Annotated in this window: 12 protein-coding genes and 2 pseudogenes; 7 read left to right on the forward strand and 7 right to left on the reverse strand. The window is 68.9% G+C overall.

Annotated features, from left to right (window positions below):
• Positions 1-51: 51 nt before the first annotated feature.
• The 5 genes and pseudogenes from ACGFYH_RS36225 (at position 52) to ACGFYH_RS36245 (ending at position 7,827) form a co-directional block, all read left to right on the forward strand.
• Positions 52-2,265 (forward strand): beta-L-arabinofuranosidase domain-containing protein, encoded by a 2,214-nt coding sequence (locus ACGFYH_RS36225; RefSeq protein WP_393807435.1) that lies wholly within the window; start codon positions 52-54, stop codon positions 2,263-2,265.
• 64 nt (positions 2,266-2,329) lie between these two features.
• Positions 2,330-2,680 (forward strand): annotated as a pseudogene (locus ACGFYH_RS36230) (non-reducing end alpha-L-arabinofuranosidase family hydrolase); the annotation flags it as partial.
• 72 nt (positions 2,681-2,752) lie between these two features.
• Positions 2,753-4,399 (forward strand): glycoside hydrolase family 27 protein, encoded by a 1,647-nt coding sequence (locus ACGFYH_RS36235; protein ID WP_393807426.1) that lies wholly within the window; start codon positions 2,753-2,755, stop codon positions 4,397-4,399.
• Between the two features lie 158 nt (positions 4,400-4,557).
• Entirely contained in the window at positions 4,558-5,988 is a 1,431-nt protein-coding gene (locus ACGFYH_RS36240) for a glycoside hydrolase family 43 protein (RefSeq protein ID WP_393807427.1), read from the forward strand.
• 414 nt (positions 5,989-6,402) lie between these two features.
• Positions 6,403-7,827, forward strand: a complete 1,425-nt coding sequence (locus ACGFYH_RS36245) for a family 43 glycosylhydrolase (RefSeq protein WP_393807436.1) — start codon at positions 6,403-6,405, stop codon at positions 7,825-7,827.
• An 18-nt stretch (positions 7,828-7,845) separates the two neighbouring features.
• On the opposite strand, the pseudogene ACGFYH_RS36250 reads toward ACGFYH_RS36245, so the two are convergent.
• Positions 7,846-8,446, reverse strand: a pseudogene (locus ACGFYH_RS36250) (FadR/GntR family transcriptional regulator).
• Positions 8,447-8,558: 112 nt separating this feature from the next.
• The gene (locus tag ACGFYH_RS36255; protein ID WP_393807428.1) at positions 8,559-9,053 is read right to left on the reverse strand and encodes an SGNH/GDSL hydrolase family protein; all 495 of its coding nucleotides are present in this window, start codon (positions 9,051-9,053) and stop codon (positions 8,559-8,561) included.
• Between the two features lie 138 nt (positions 9,054-9,191).
• On the opposite strand from ACGFYH_RS36255, the gene ACGFYH_RS36260 reads away from it, so the two are divergent.
• Together ACGFYH_RS36260 and ACGFYH_RS36265 are read left to right on the forward strand one after the other, a co-directional pair.
• Positions 9,192-9,395 carry a hypothetical protein gene (locus ACGFYH_RS36260; protein ID WP_393807429.1) on the forward strand — a complete coding sequence of 68 codons (204 nt, stop codon included), beginning with the start codon at positions 9,192-9,194 and terminating at the stop codon, positions 9,393-9,395.
• A 10-nt stretch (positions 9,396-9,405) separates the two neighbouring features.
• Positions 9,406-9,846: a hypothetical protein gene (locus ACGFYH_RS36265; RefSeq protein ID WP_393807430.1), complete on the forward strand. Its 441-nt coding sequence runs from the start codon at positions 9,406-9,408 to the stop codon at positions 9,844-9,846.
• A gap of 509 nt (positions 9,847-10,355) precedes the next feature.
• Here the strand turns inward: ACGFYH_RS36265 and ACGFYH_RS36270 are convergent.
• The 5 genes from ACGFYH_RS36270 to ACGFYH_RS36290 form a co-directional block, all read right to left on the reverse strand.
• Positions 10,356-10,748: a type II toxin-antitoxin system death-on-curing family toxin gene (locus ACGFYH_RS36270; protein WP_393807431.1), complete on the reverse strand. Its 393-nt coding sequence runs from the start codon at positions 10,746-10,748 to the stop codon at positions 10,356-10,358.
• Positions 10,745-10,939 carry a ribbon-helix-helix protein, CopG family gene (locus tag ACGFYH_RS36275; RefSeq protein ID WP_125490113.1) on the reverse strand — a complete coding sequence of 65 codons (195 nt, stop codon included), beginning with the start codon at positions 10,937-10,939 and terminating at the stop codon, positions 10,745-10,747. Before ACGFYH_RS36275 ends, ACGFYH_RS36270 begins: the two co-directional genes overlap by 4 nt.
• A 291-nt stretch (positions 10,940-11,230) precedes the next feature.
• Positions 11,231-12,583 (reverse strand): class I SAM-dependent RNA methyltransferase, encoded by a 1,353-nt coding sequence (locus ACGFYH_RS36280; protein WP_393807432.1) that lies wholly within the window; start codon positions 12,581-12,583, stop codon positions 11,231-11,233.
• A 53-nt stretch (positions 12,584-12,636) separates the two neighbouring features.
• Positions 12,637-14,700 (reverse strand): APC family permease, encoded by a 2,064-nt coding sequence (locus tag ACGFYH_RS36285; protein ID WP_393807433.1) that lies wholly within the window; start codon positions 14,698-14,700, stop codon positions 12,637-12,639.
• Between the two features lie 342 nt (positions 14,701-15,042).
• Complete coding sequence (locus tag ACGFYH_RS36290; RefSeq protein WP_393807434.1) at positions 15,043-15,930, reverse strand: lysophospholipid acyltransferase family protein; 888 nt, start codon at positions 15,928-15,930, stop codon at positions 15,043-15,045.
• Between the last annotated feature and the right edge of the window lie 171 nt (positions 15,931-16,101).

Consider the following 16,101-nt stretch of genomic DNA (forward strand, 5'->3'; position numbering starts at 1 on the left):
GCAGGCACCGATCGCCTACGAACAGCAGTCAGCTCCCCTGACATTTGCCGCATAACGAAACGAACAGGTGTCCACTCATCGGGGACAAGACCCCTGGCGCACCCCTTCGAACTCGGCCGGGTCCGGCTCACCGCAAGCCGGTGGCTGGACAACCAGAACCGAACACAGAACTATCTGCGGTTCGTCGATGTCGACCGGCTGCTGTACAACTTCCGCGCCAACCACCGGCTCTCCACCAACGGCGCCGCCACCACCGGCGGCTGGGACGCACCGAACTTCCCCTTCCGCACCCACGTCCAAGGGCACTTCCTCACGGCCTGGGCACAGCTGTACGCGGTCACGGGGGACACCACCTGCCGGGACAAGGCAACCCGCATGGTCGCGGAGTTGGCCAAGTGCCAGGCCAACAACGGCGCCGCCGGTTTCAACGCCGGGTACCTCTCCGGCTACCCCGAGTCCGACTTCACCGCACTCGAGCAGCGGACCCTGAGCAACGGCAATGTGCCGTACTACACCATCCACAAGACCCTCGCCGGCCTGCTGGACGTATGGCGCCACATCGGCAGCACACAGGCCCGTGACGTGCTGCTCGCCCTGGCCGGATGGGTCGACTGGCGCACCGGCCGGCTGAGCGGCCAGCAGATGCAGGCCATGCTGCAGACCGAGTTCGGCGGCATGAACGCCGTGCTGACCGACCTCTACCAGCAGACAGGCGACGCGCGGTGGCTCACCGTCGCCCGGCGGTTCGACCACGCCGCGGTGTTCGACCCCCTGGCGTCCGACCAGGACCGGCTCAGCGGACTGCACGCCAACACCCAGGTGCCCAAGTGGATCGGGGCCGCCCGCGAGTACAAGGCCACCGGCACCACCCGCTACCGGGACATCGCCACCAACGCCTGGAACTTCACCGTCAACGCGCACACCTACGCCATCGGCGGCAACAGCCAGGCGGAGCACTTCCGCGCCCCGAACGCCATCGCCGGCTACCTGAACAAGGACACGTGCGAAAGCTGCAACACCTTCAACATGCTCACCCTCACCCGGGAGCTGTTCGCGCTGGACCCGAACCGGGTAGCGCTGTACGACTACTACGAGCAGGCGTGGCTCAACCAGATGATCGGCCAGCAGAACCCGTCGGACGACCACGGCCACGTCACCTACTTCACCCCCCTCAATCCGGGCGGCCGCCGCGGTGTGGGTCCGGCGTGGGGCGGCGGCACCTGGAGCACCGACTACGGAACCTTCTGGTGCTGCCAGGGCACAGGCCTGGAGATGCACACCAGGCTGATGGACTCCATCTACTTCCGCAGTGACGACACCCTGATCGTGAACCTGTTCGTGCCCTCGGTGCTCAACTGGTCGGAGCGCGGAATCACGGTCACCCAGACCACGACGTACCCCGTCAGCGACACCACGACCCTGCAGGTCACCGGCAACGTCAGCGGCACGTGGGCGATGCGCATCCGCATCCCGGGCTGGACCGCCGGGGCCACGATCAGCGTCAACGGCACGCGGCAGAACATCGCCGCCACCCCCGGCAGCTACGCCACCCTGACCCGCTCCTGGACCTCCGGCGACAGGATCACCGTCCGTCTGCCCATGCGGGTCATCATGCGAGCGGCCAACGACACCCCGAACGTCGCCGCGATCACCTACGGCCCCGTGGTCCTGTCCGGGAACTACGGTGACTCCGGGCTCAGTTCCCTCCCGTCACTGAACACGTCCTCGATCGCACGGACCAGCAGCAGTTCGCTCGCCTTCACCGCGACCGCCAACGGCTCCACCGTCAGCCTGGGCCCGTTCCACGACGCGCACGGCCACGACTACACCGTCTACTGGAACACCAGCGGCACCGTTCGGCTCGCCAACGTGGGCAGCGGTCTGGTGCTGGGCATCCAGAACATGTCCACGGCCGACGGTGGCCGCGCTCTGCAGTGGAACGACTCGGGCACCGCCGACCACGACTGGCAAATGATCGCCGACGGAAACGCGGTCCGCTTCCGCAACGCCCACAGCGGCAAGGTGCTCGGCGTCTTGAACATGTCGACGGCAGACGGCGCGACCGTCCTGCAGTGGTCGGACAACGGCACCGCCGACCACCGATGGACGCTGCTCGACCAGGGAGACGGAACCTACAAGATCCGCAACGAGAACAGCGGCAAGTTGCTCGCCATCGCGAACAACTCCACCGCTGCCGGCGCGTTCGCGGTCCAGGATTCGGACGACGGCACCGCCGACAACCGATGGCGCCTCGTGAGGAATTAGGCCGTCGAGGAAGCACCTCCTGATCGGCCTTCATCCTCCACCGCGCTCGGCCTCTCGACCCTCGTTCGATACCGAGGGCCAGAACCAGTACCTCATGATCGTCGAGGCGAAGGGCCCGGGAGGCCGCTACTTCCGCTCCCTCACCGCCTCCGGCCTGAACGGTCCGTGGACCCTCCAGGCCGGCAGCGAGAGCAGCCCCTTCGCGGGCAAGGCCAACAGCGGTGCCACCTGGACCAACGACATCAGCCACGGTGACCTGGTCCGCGACAACCCCGACCGGACCATGACCATCGACTCCTGCAACCTGCAGTTCCTCTACCAGGGCAGGGACCCCAACTCGAACGGCACCGACTACCTGAAGCTGCCGTACCGGCCGGGCCTGCTCACGCTTCAGCGCTGCCCCGTGCGCACATGAACACAAACTCGTGACCTCGCCCTTTGAGGGAGGCGAAGCAGCTTCCGCTTCGCCTCCCCGGAAGGACCTCCCATGGTTCCCATGCACAGACGACTGCTGCGTCTGCTCACAGCCACCGCACTGACGCTCACCGCCACCATCACCGCCTCCGTCGGCACGACCGCCGAGGCCGCACCGGGCAGCCCCGCGCTCACCCCTCCGCTGGGGTGGAACAGCTGGAACAGCTTCGGGTGCGGGATCACCGAGGCGCAGGTCCGCGAGGCCGCCGACGCGATGGTGTCCTCGGGGATGCGGGACGCCGGATACCGGTACGTGGTGGTCGACGACTGCTGGTTCGACCCGCAGCGTGACGCGGCCGGCAACCTGCGGGCCAACCCCGCCAAGTTCCCCAGCGGCATGAAGGCGCTCGGTGACTACCTTCACGGCAAGGGCCTGAAGTTCGGCATCTACCAGGCCCCCAACGAGAAAACGTGCGCCCAGGGCGTGGGCACCTACCCCGGCTCCACGGGCAGCAAGGGCCACGAGGCCCAGGACGCCACCACGTTCGCCTCCTGGGGCGTGGACTACCTCAAGTACGACTGGTGCTCCGGCAGCGGCACCCTCAGCGAGCAGATCGCACGGTTCACCATCATGCGTGACGCCCTGCGCGCCACCGGCCGCCCGATCGTCTACAGCATCAACCCCAACAGCTTCCACTCCCCCACCGGCGACAAGTACAACTGGAGCGAGGTCGCCGACCTGTGGCGGACGACGGAGGACCTGCTCGACATCTGGCAGAACAACAACACCAACAGCTACCCGATGGGCGTCGGCAACGTCCTCGACGTCACCGCCCCGCTCGCCGCGCAGTCGGGTCCGGGACACTGGAACGACCCCGACATGCTGGTCGTCGGCCGCCCCGGCCTGTCCCTGACCGAGTCCCGCTCCCATTTCGCCCTGTGGGCACTCATGAGTGCCCCGCTCATGGCCGGCAACGACATCCGCACCATGTCCGCCGACGTGAGCGCCGTCCTGCGCAACCCGCGCCTGCTCGCGGTCAACCAGGACTCGCTGGGGGCGGGCGGACGCCGAGTCCGCGACGACGGCGACACCGAGGTGTTCGCCAAGTCCCTGTCCGACGGCTCCGTCGCGGTCGGCCTGTTCAACCGAGGCGGCAGCACCGCGACCGTCACCACCACGGCCGCACAAGTCGGCCTGTCCGGTGGCTCGTTCACTCTCACCGACCTGTGGACCGGCGGCACGTCGACCACCTCCGGGCAGATTTCGGTCAGCGTCCCCGCGCGCGGTGTCGCCGTGTTCAGGGTGACCGGTGGCAGCCTTCTGGCCTCCACCACCGCGCGCCTGCGCGGTACCGGGTCCGGCCGCTGCCTGGACGTGGACGGTGCCGCCACGGCGGCCGGGACCAAGACGCTGATCTGGGACTGCCACACGGCCGCCAACCAGATGTGGACCACCTGGGCCGGTGGCGAGATCCGCGTCTACGGCGACAAGTGCCTGGACGCCTCCAACCGGGGGACCTCCAACGGCACGCCGGTCGTCATCTGGCCCTGCAACGGCCACAACAACCAGAAGTGGACCGCCGGTTCCGACGGTTCGATCCGCAACGTCCATGCCGGACTGTGCCTCGACGTCAACGGGGCCGGGACCGCCAACGGGACCCCGGCCATCCTTTGGACCTGCAACGGCCAGAACAACCAGAAGTGGACCACGCTCCCGTAACCGGCAGACGTCCGGCCGGAGGAAACGGTCTACCGCGACCTCCAGCAGCTTGCCGCTGCCCACACCCTTGACCTTGCGGTAGCCGTCGCCGGTGTTGGTGCAAGTCGGCCCCTTCCGCGCGTCCGGTGGTGACCTTTGCAGAACGACAGGAGACATACATGTCCGCGCTTCACGCCCGGCTCTCGGCGATACTGCTCGCCGCGTGCCTGCTCTTCACAGGCCAAGCCCTGACCGTCGCGGACCGGGCGGCCGCCGCCGACCCGGGCTACCTGATGACGCACTTCATCGGGGAGGGGTCGAACGGTCAGCAGATCTACTTCTCGTACAGCACGGACGGCCTGGACTGGACTGAGCTCAACGGCGGCGGAATTGCCCTTCGCTCCACGGTCGGCACGAAGGGGGTGCGCGACCCCGCACTGGTGAGATCCCCGAACGGTGACAGGTACTGGATCATCGCGACCGACCTGTGCATCAGCTGCGGGCAGAACTGGGAGGCCGCCGTGTACAACGGCAGCCGCAACCTCGTGGTGTGGGAGTCGACGGATCTGGTCAACTGGTCGGAGCCGTGGCTGCTCAACGTCGCCGGCGCGATCCCCGACGGACGCAACGCCTGGGCGCCGGAAGCGATCTGGGACCCGGCCTCCAACGACTACGTCCTGTACTGGGCGACGAACAAGCCGGTCGACGGTGTGAAGAAGCACCGCATCTACTACGCCCACACCGGAGACTTCCGTTCCATCACCACCCCTCAGCTCTACATCGACCGCCCCGGCATGCAGGAGATCATCGACACCCAGATCGTCGAGATGCCCTCCGGCGTCGGCGACTACCGCTACGTGCGGGCCTCCGGCGACGGGCAGATCACCCTCGAAGGCAGCAACTCGATCCTCGGTTCCTGGACCGGTCTCGGCGACCTCTCCGGCATCGGCCTGACCGGTGCCCAGGTCGAGGGCCCGATGTGGATGAAGTTCCGCGACCGCAACGAGTGGGCGCTCTACCTCGACCAGTACTCCTCCGGACGCGGGTACATGCCGGTCACGACGACCAACCCCTCCGCCCCCGGCACCTACCGGATTCCGGCGTCGGGAACCTACTCCATGGGCGTCACGAAGAAGCGCCACGGCTCGATCCTGAACCTCACAGCCGCCGAGGAGTCCCGCGTGCTCGCACGCTGGAGCGACATCCCCGCCCAGCGGCTCCAGTCGTACAACTTCCAGGACCGGTACGTGCGGCACGCCGACTTCGACGTACGCATCGACCAGAACGTCACTGGCGACGACGCCAAGTTCCGGCCGCGCCCCGGCCTGGCGGGCTCCGGCACCGTCTCCTTCGAATCGGTGAACTACCGCGGGTACTTCCTGCGGCACTCCGGATACGACTTCCAACTGGTCCGCAACGACGGCACCGCCCAGTTCGCCGCGGACGCCACCTTCCGGCAGGTCGCGGGACTCGCCGACGCGAGCTGGTCGTCCTTCCAGTCGTACAACCACCCCGACCGCTATATCCGCCACTACGCCTACCAACTCCGCCTCGACCCGATCACCACCGCGACAGGACGCAGCGACGCAACCTTCCGCGTGACGAACTGACCCGCACCGACGGGGAGGCCGGCACCTCCGCGAGAGCGCCGGCATCCCCCAATTCCAGTGATGTACTGCCGAGTGGCTGTCTCGTTCAGCGGCGCCAGAAGACGGTAACCACCTGGTGGTCGGCGCCGTCGAACGGGCGTTGCTCCAGTAGTCGCCCTGGGCACTGCCCGCGGTGAGGTAGAGACACGGGGCATCCGATACGGAGCAGCGCGAGCCTCACTTCTCGACTGCGGGAGGACGCTCCGGATACTTGTGTGACAAGTGTTGACGGAGAGAACTGCAGAACTTACCTTCTGGCCGAGCTTACGAACGATGTTCGATATGTCGACACGATGTGAAGCGTCCGCCGCACCAGCACCAGCACAGAGGGAGTACTCCGTGAGACCTGCGCCCACCCGTCGAACGGTCCTCGGCTTGATCGCCGGCTCGGCCGCCGCCACCGTCACCGGCGTCTCGACCGGTCCCGCCCACGCCGCCGTGCCCACCTCCCCCGGTGTGACGTACACGAACACCATCGCCGAGCAGCGGGCCGACCCGCACATCTTCAAGCACACCGACGGCTTCTACTACTTCACCGCCACCGTCCCGGCGTACGACCGCATCGTGCTCCGCCGCGCGACCACGGTCCAGGGGCTCACGTCGGCCGCCGAGACGACCATCTGGACCAAGCACACCACCGGTGAGATGGGCGCCCACATCTGGGCACCGGAGATCCACTTCATCGACGGCAAGTGGTACATCTACTTCGCCGCCGGCGCCGCCAACGACATCTGGCGGATCCGGCCCTACGTCCTGGAGTGCACGGACGCGAACTTGATCACCGGCACCTGGACGGAGAAGGGGCGTATCGCCCTGCCGCTGGACACTTTCTCCCTGGACGCGACGACCTTCGTCGCCAACGGCACCCGCTACCTCGCCTGGGCGCAGAACGACCCTGCCGTCGGCCGCGGCACCAACATCTACCTGGCGCGGATGTCCAGCCCGTGGACCGTCACTGGCACACCGGTCATGATCAGCCGGCCGACCGCCTCGTGGGAGACCGCCGGAGGGGAGACGGTCAACGAGGGCCCGGCCGTGATCCAGCGGGGCGGCAAGGTCTTCATGACCTTCTCGGCCAGTGCCACCGACGCCAACTACTGCATGGGCATGCTGACCGCGTCCGCCTCGGCCGACTTGCTCAGCGCCTCGTCGTGGGCCAAGAGCGCCGGCCCGGTCTTCGCCAGCTTCGCCGCCACCAGCCAGTACGGTCCCGGGCACAACCAGTTCACGGTCTCCGAGGACGGCAAGTCGGACATCCTCGTCTACCACGACCGCAGTTACAAGGACATCAGCGGTTCCCCGCTCAACGACCCCAACCGCCGCACCCGCGTCCAGAAGATCTACTGGAAGGCCGACGGCACACCTGACTTCGGCATCCCGGTCGCCGACGGCCTCACCCCGGTCCGGCTCTCCTCGTACAACTTCCCCGACCGGTTCATCCGGCACTGGGAGTACCGCGCCAAGATCGAGGCGAACGTCTCGCCTCTGGCGGACTCGCAGTTCCGTGTGGTCACCGGTCTCGCCGGCAGCGGCACCGTCTCCCTGGAGTCGGCGAACTTCCCCGGCTACTTCCTGCGCCACAAGAACAACGAGGTGAGGGTGGAGAAGAACGACGGGACGGCGCTGTTCGCCGGTGACGCCTCCTTCACCGCCCGGGCCGGCCTCGCGGACCCCGCCGGGGTCTCGTACGAGTCGTACAACCTCCCGGGCCGCTACATCCGCCACTACAACTACCTGCTGTACGTCCAGGCTCTCAGTACGACGACCGACCGGGCCGACGCCACCTTCTACACCCAGTGAGCAGGCAGCGCACGCCCGTCACTTCCGCTCTGTCGTACGGACGGGGAGGGGCTCGACCGAGCGCAGGTGCTCCCTCAGCCACCGCTCGGTGTTGCTCACGTGCAGCAGTGCGGCGGCCCGGCTGAGGGCGGCATCCCGGGTGGACAGCGCGTTGAGGATCGTTTCGTGCTCGGCCACGGTGCGGCCGGAGATCGCTTCCACAAGAGTGAGGAAGGGCTCGTTGTCCCCTGGCCGAGACAACGGCGCGGTGGAAGGCGGCGGCGTCATCGGCGTTGAGCCGCTCCACGTCGGCGCGGGCCCCACGCATGGCCTCCAGGTGCCGTTTCACTTCGGCCAGCTGGGCGTCGGAACCCGGGCGGCCGCAGGGCCGCAGCCATCGGTTCGAGGAACCGCCGTACTTCCATGAGGTCCTGAAGGGCGACCGAGTCACCTTGGAGCAGCTCCACCGCACCCCCGAGTCCCACCAGGAGCAGGCTCGGCGCAGGCTGGTCACATGGGTGCCGTCGCCCCGCCGGGCCTCCAGGACCCGCGCTCGGCCAGTGCCTTGACCGCTTCCCGGGCGAGGTTGCGGGACGGTCGAGCTGGCGGCCAGGTCCGGATCCGGCCTGGAGCCGGGCACGGGACAGCCCGCGCCGTCCGGCGTCCTGGTCCGTCCACGGTGATGACGGCGGCTCGCAACGGCAGGTCGTCCGGGGCGAATCCGGGCTCGGCCAGCCGGAGCGTGAAGGCGCTCAGCTCGTCGTAGCGTCGGCCATCTTCTGGTGGCCCGAGTCGTTGGGATGCAGGGGGTCGGCCAGGTCTGCCGTGGCCAGACTGCTCATGTCGACGAACGCGACGCTTTTGCCCGCGGCCTGCGCGTCGCTGACGATGTGCCGGGTGGCCTGGTTGTACGTGCCCTGGAACCGCTCCTCCGAGCTGCTGGTGGACACGACCAGGGAGGCGACGAGGACGGTGGCGTCGGAGACGTCGGCGGTGATCTGGTTGACCGGCGACCTCAGCCGGGCGACGGCGCTGTCGACCTCGGAGGCCCCTGGGAGGTCGTTGGTACCGATGTGCAGCGTCACGACGTTGTGCCGATAGCGGGTCAGCGAGGCGTCGGCGAGCGCGGCGATCTGGTCGACGCGGTACCCGGAGTGGCTTTCATTGTCCGGATCGGGCATCGAACCGTTCCGCACCGTGCCCACGGAGCCCAGCGGATGGCCGTCCGCCGCGAGCCGGTTCGACAACGGCGCGCGGTAGCCGTTGCCCGTACTAATTCCCGAACGGCTTCGGAATCTGATCTCTCAGCAGGCCGGCGAGCCGACGACGCCGGACTTTCCAGGGACAGAACCCCCTCAGCGCCGCAGGGACGAGAGACGGCCACGATGCATCTCGCCGACTTCCTCGACAGCATCGGTTTCACCGATGGAGATGTACGCCGCCCGATGCTCGCCGCACAGATCGCCGGCCTCATCAAGGAGCAGAACCGCCACGAGACCGCCGAGGAGATCCAGCACCGCTTCGATCCGCCGGCGTCCCTCTCCCCGGACGACGACGAGGCGCCCGCCTCCGGCTCCCCCCTCGCCTAGGAGAAGACACATGGACAGCGAACTGGCCGTACTCGCGGCGTCGGGCGCCACCACACTGGTCTCCCTCATGGTCACCGACTCCTGGACACACGCCCGGGAACTCGTCGGTCGGTACCTGAGCCGCACAAGCGCGGCCCCCGACACATTCGACGACCTGCAGGACACGAGGATCCGGCTCCTCGCCGCCGACGCCACAGAACGTGAACGGGCCGCCCGCGAGATCAGCCGACGATACGGTGACCATCTGCGCCGACTCGCGGAAGCCGGCGGCGGCAGCGACGAGGCCCTGCGCGCTCTGCTGACCTCGTTACTGCGACTCTCGGCGTCCGCGACAGGCACCTGGCGCACGGTCGACAACCGCATCAGCGGAGGAGTTCAGCACGGTCCCGTCGTCCAGTCGGGCAGCGTCGCCGGGCTGACCTTCCACGTGGATCACGTCGATCGCCAGTAGCGCCAGTAGCGCCAGTGCAGGGAGGACACCGCGCACTCCTGCGCTCCGTCAACCCGTTCCTGCCCCGGCGCGGCCGGTACGGGTGTCGTGGGCAACGCGAGCCGGCTGCCCCGGGGCAGCCGCGCCGCATAGCTATGCGCGCCCGATGGTCACGGCATCCCGGAATCCATCCGGCGAGGTCGCCGCCATCGCCGCCATCGCGTCGAGCGACAGGCGGGAACTGGCAAGAGGTGTGCGTCAACTCAGGTGTCCCCCGTCGCCACGTTGGCGCAGGACGACGTCGATCGCATCGGCGCCGGGTACGTGACGCCGGGGCAAGGCACCCAACGTCACCCGGTGACCCGAGCCAAGAACTCGAGCGGAAGGCTTGCAGCTGCTGTCCGGTGCGCCGCGTCGAAAGGGAGCCACGCCTTTCGGTACACAGCGCCCCATTCCGGCTTGACCTGAGCAGGGCCGCATCGCGCGTGAGGGCAGGGCACGCGCGTGTCCTGCCCTCACGACGTCGAACGTCAGGAAACGGAGAACCAGGCCGACAGACGCTTGGCAATGACCGGTACATCGACGTTGTCCTGCGCGACTTCCTCGACGAACGGGCCGGCAACGGAGACGGGTGGCGGAACGGTTCTGGCGCTGACGCCGTTGAACCGCAGGAAGACACGCATGGCAAGCCAGGCGGTGCGCTTGTTGCCGTCGATCAGCGCGTGATTGCGGGCGACGGAGTGCAGCAGTGCCGCAGCCTTCCCGTGCAGCGTGGGATACAGCTCGGCTCCGAACACGTTCGTCCGGGGTCGCTCGATCGCCGACACCAGTAGCCCCATGTCACGCACGCTGTGCTCGGTACCGTTGACCGCGCGGGCGATAGCCAGAATCTCGTCGATCTGGAGGTGGCGCACGTCCGTCACTTCAGGTAGTCCAGAATCTCCGCATCACTGTCCATCAGCTCGGCCAGAACGTCATCGACCTTCAGCTCGGCCCGGTCCTGGGCATCACGGATGGCCTCGATGGCAAGCTCCTGCTTGCTGCGGCCCTCCCGGCGAGCCCGCTCGGACAGCTTCGCGTCGAGGTCGTCGGGGAGTCGGAGTGTCATCGCCATGCATGCATGATACCTGACCGGTATCACAGTAGCGCGGTCGAGCCCCGTTCCCTAGCAACGCGAGATCGAAGATATGGCTCGCAGCGCCAGCGGAGGTGCAGCAGAGACTTCCGCGTCGAGCGTCATCCGAGCGCCAAGGATCTCCAAACTCAGCTCGGAAGGCGTCGCCTATGCAGGCCCCTCGCTCACGAACCCGCAGGTCAGCGAGTTATAGAGATCAATCCGACCGCTCGAACCGCTACACGGAGCGAAAACAGGTCGAGTAACCTGCCCCAACGGTAAAGGCACAGGTCAGGAACCCTTACCCGCAGGTTCAAGGATCGCGACGCACTCCACGTGCGAGGTCATCGGAAACAGATCGAACACCCGCAGCATCCGCACCCGGTACCCCCCGTCCCGGAAGTACCCCAGGTCCCGGGCCAGCGCGGCCGGGTCGCACGCCACGTACGCGATCCTCCGGGCGCCCAGGGAGGACAGGTGCTGCACCGTCTTGCGGCCCGCGCCCGCGCGGGGCGGGTCCAGGACGATGAGGTCCACCTCGTCGATCCCCGTGCGCGGCAGGACCGCGTCCACCTTGCCCTGCTCGATCCTCACCCGGTCGAAGCCGGCGAGGTTGTGGCGGGCGTCCTCGACGGAGCGCTTGCCGGACTCGATGCCGAGGACCGCGCCCTGGTCGCCGACCCGGTCGGCGAGGGCACCGGCGAACAGGCCCACACCGCAGTACAGGTCGAGCGCCATGTCGCCCTTGCGGGGCAGCAGGCCCTGCATGACCGCTGTCACCAGGGTGTCGGCGGCCTTCGGGTGGACCTGCCAGAAGCCGCCGGAGCCGACCCGGTACGTGCGGCCGTCCGCGCGTTCGCGGACGAACGGGCGGCCGTGGACGCGGTGGACGCCGCCGTCCTTCTCGCCGACCCGCATGACGGACACCGGGCGGTCCAGTTCGACGATGGGCAGGCGGGCGCCCGGCCGGGGAGTGAGGATGACCTGGCGGTCCTGGGAGCCGGTGGCCGCGATCGCCTCGACGGAGTCCATGCCCGTCCAGTCCCGCTGCTCGACGCCCAGCTCGCTGACGCCCTCCGCCGCGATCATGCAGTGGTCGATCGGCTGGACCTCGTGCGAGCGGTGCTTGCGCAGGCCCGCGCGGCCCTCGGCGTCCACGGCGTACTGCACGCGCGTGCGCCACGACGGGACCTGCCCGGCGGGCACCTTGTCGCCCTCGGCCGGCATGACCGTCCCGTCCCAGCCTGCCTCCTCGGGGGTGAGACCCGCCAGGCGCCCGAGCTGTTCGGCGACGACCTCGCCCTTCAGGCGGCGCTGCGCTCCCGGCTTGGCGTGCTGCCAGTCGCAGCCGCCGCAGCGGCCGGGGCCCGCGTAGGGGCAGGGAGCCTCGATGCGGTCCTTGGAGGCGTCCAGGATCTCGACCGCGTCCGCGCGCAGGAAGCGGGCCCCCTCCTCGCCCTCCGTGACCCGGGCCACGACCCGTTCACCGGGCAGCGCGTGCCGGACGAACAGCACCTGCCCCTCGGACGTGCGGGCGATGCAGTGGCCGCCGTGGGCGACGGGGCCGATCTCGACCTCGTACTCCTCACCCACCAGGGAGACCGCCTGGGGCTCCGCCTGCGACTTCTTCGGTTCTGCCTGCATGGCGGGGTGACTCCAGAGAACGGGGTGACGACAAGGGACAACAGCCGTCCAGTCTACGTGGACGAGGAGGAGTCCTTCGTCCGGTCGTGTTGGGCCGGGCCGCGCCGGACCGCGCCGGGTGCGCTCCAGTCCTGCCGCCTGCGGGCCCGTCGCCTGGCGGCCTCGGAGGACTCCAGCTGGTACGGCACCGACGTGACCATGACGCCCGGCGTGAACAGCAGGCGGCCCTTGAGGCGCAGCGCGCTCTGGTTGTGCAGCAGGTGCTCGTACCAGTGGCCGACCACGTACTCGGGGATGATCACGGAGACGGCGTCGCGCGGGGACTCCTTGCGCAGGCCCTTGACGTACTCGATGACCGGCCGGGTGATCTCGCGGTACGGCGAGTCCAGCACCTTCAGCGGTACGGCGATGCCGCGGCGCTCCCATTCCTCGCGCAGGGCCTTGGTCTCCGCCGGGTCGACGTTGACGCTGAGTGCCTCCAGGCTGTCGGAGCGCATGAGCTTGGCGTAGGCGAGGGCGCGGAGCGTGGGGCGGTGGATCTTGGAGATCAGGACCACCGAGTGGACGCGGGAGGGGCGCACCATGTCGTCGCTCTGCGCCTCCTCGGGGTCCTCGGGGGCCGCGATCTCCTCGGCGACGCGGTCGTAGTGCTTGCGGATCGCCGTCATCGTGGCGAAGAAGATGCACATGCCGAGCAGGGCGACCCAGGCGCCGTGGGTGAATTTCGTGGCCAGCACGACGACCAGCACCAGTCCGGTGAAGAAGGCGCCGAAGGCGTTGATCGCGCGGGAGCGGACCATGCGGCGGCGCGCGGCCTGGTCCCGCTCGGTGGCCAGGAGGCGGTTCCAGTGGCGGACCATGCCGATCTGGCTGAGCGTGAAGGACACGAAGACGCCGACGATGTAGAGCTGGATCAGCCGGGTCGAGTCGGCGCCGTAGACGACGACGAGGAGCATGGCAGCGCCGGCCAGGAGCACGATGCCGTTGGAGAAGGCCAGGCGGTCGCCGCGGGTGTGCAGCTGGCGCGGCAGGTAGCGGTCCTGGGCGAGGATCGAGCCGAGCAGCGGGAAGCCGTTGTAGGCGGTGTTGGCGGCGAGGAAGAGGACCAGCGCGGTGGCGGCGGCCAGCACGACGAACAGGAAGCTGCCCTCCCCGAACACGGCCTCGGCGACCTGCGAGATCACCGGATGCTGGACGTAGTCCGCGCCGACCGCGACGCCGTTGTGGAAGAGGTCGGTGGCCGGGTTCTCCGACATGCGGACGTTGGTCGCGGAGGCCAGCGCGATGATGCCGCAGAACATGGTGACGGCGAGCAGGCCCATCATCGCGAGGGTGTTCCCCGCGTTCTTCGACTTGGGCTTGCGGAAGGCCGGAACGCCGTTGGAGATCGCCTCGACGCCGGTGAGCGCGGCGCAGCCGGAGGAGAAGGCGCGCAGGAGGAGGAAGATCAGGGCGAATCCGGCGAGGCCCCCGTGTTCCGGCTTGATCTCGTAGTCCGCCGTCGGGGCCCGCATGGTGTCGTCCAGGACCAGACCGCGGAAGGCACCCCAGACGATCATGATGAAGACGCCGGCGACGAAGACGTACGTGGGGATCGCGAACAGGGTGCCCGACTCCCTGACGCCGCGCAGGTTCATCAGGGTGAGCAGCAGGATCACGGCGACCGCGCAGAAGACCTTGTGCTCGACGACGAAGGGGATCGCGGAGCCGAGGTTCTCGATGCCGGAGGAGATGGAGACCGCGACCGTCAGGATGTAGTCGACCAGCAGGGCGCTGGCCACGGTCAGGCCGGCCTTGGGTCCGAGGTTGGTGTTCGCCACCTCGTAGTCGCCGCCGCCGCTCGGGTAGGCGTGCACGTTCTGCCGGTACGAGGCGACCACGGTGAACATCAGCACGACGACCGCGGCCGCGATCCAGGGGCTGAAGTGGTACGCCGACACACCCGCGATGGACAGGACCAGCAGCACCTCGCCGGGCGCGTACGCCACGGAGGACAGCGGGTCGGATGCGAAGACGGGGAGGGCGATGCGCTTCGGCAGGAGAGTTTCACCCAGCCGGTCGCTGCGCAGTGCGCGCCCGATCAGGATCCGCTTGGGCACGTCGGTCAGTTTGGACACAACAGAGGATCGTATGCGTTCGAACGGGCTAACGCTCAACCGCCACCCCCGATCCGCTCCCCCATCTGCCCTACGGGTGAATTCGCGGGGCGGCTCGGCTGCGGATCGGGCGGGCGGCGGAGTTCGCATGCCTATATGACCATCACCGTCCGTCGCCCTCTGAGGGAGATCCCATGCATCTGTCCGCGGAGCTGATCGGCGGCGTCGTCACGCTCGTCGGCCTCGGAATCCTGGCCTTCGCCAGCGTCCGCAGCATCGGCCGGCGCGGGTCGTCGGCGGGAGGCTGAGGCCGGCGCCTCGGAAGGCCGAGGGGCGGGCGGCTGAGGCCGAAGGGCGGGCGGCTCAGGAGAACGGGGAGTCGCGGCCCTCCAGCATCTCGTTGAGGGTGTGCTGGATGGTGTCCTTCACCTCACCCGCGAGCTTCTCGGTCACCAGCGGGTCCTCCGCGGCGTCCCCGGGGAAGCCGTCCGTGTGGATGGGGGCGCCGAACCGGATGGTCCACTTGGTGGGCATCGGGACCAGTCCCAGCACGCCCAGCAGCGGGAACGTCGGCGTGATCGGGAAGTACGGCAGCTTCAGCATCCGTGCCAGCGTCGGGGCCGAGCCGATCATGGGGTAGATCTCCTCGGCCCCGACGATCGAGCACGGCACCATGGGGCGCCGCGAGCGCAGCGCCACCGCCGCGAAACCGCCCCGGCCGAACCTCTGCAGCCGGTAACGCTCCTCGAAGGGCTTGCCGAGCCCCTTGTACCCCTCCGGCATCACACCGACCAGTTCGCCGGAACCGAGCAGCCGCAGGGCGTTCTCGGGGCAGGCCCGGACGTGGCCGGCCTTGCGCGCGAGGTCGCGGACGACGGGGAGGTCGAAGGCCAGGTCGGCGGCGAGCAGCCGCAGTCTGCGGTGGGCGGCGTGGTGGTCGCGCAGGGCCACCTGCAGCATCAGGGCGTCCAGCGGCAGGGTGCCGGAGTGGTTGGCGACCAGGAGCGCGCCCCCGTCGGCGGGTACGTGCTCCAGGCCCTCCACGTCGACCCGGAAGTACTTCTCGTACAGCAGCCGCAGGGCGGGGAGCAGGTAGTCGTCCGTCAGCTCCGGGTCGAAGCCGAAGTCGTCGACGGCGCCCTCGTCGGAGGTCAGCCGGGCGAACGCGTCCGCGCCGCCGGCCAGGACCTCGCGCAGCACCTCGGCGGTCAGGGAGGCCTCGGCCTCTCCGAACGGAATGTCTCCGGTCACGCGTGCCTCGTCTCGGGTGTGGGTGGGTCCGGAGTCGCCGCGCGGTGGGGGGGGGGGGGGGGCCCCCCCCCCCCCCCGCGGGGGGCGCCCCCCCCCCCCCCCCCCCCCGCCGCCCCCGCCCCCCCCCACCCCCCCCCCCACCCCCACCCCCCCCCCCCCCAAACCCCACCG

This window comes from Streptomyces sp. NPDC048392 (assembly GCF_043200575.1).
Taxonomy (GTDB): Bacteria; Actinomycetota; Actinomycetes; order Streptomycetales; family Streptomycetaceae; genus Streptomyces.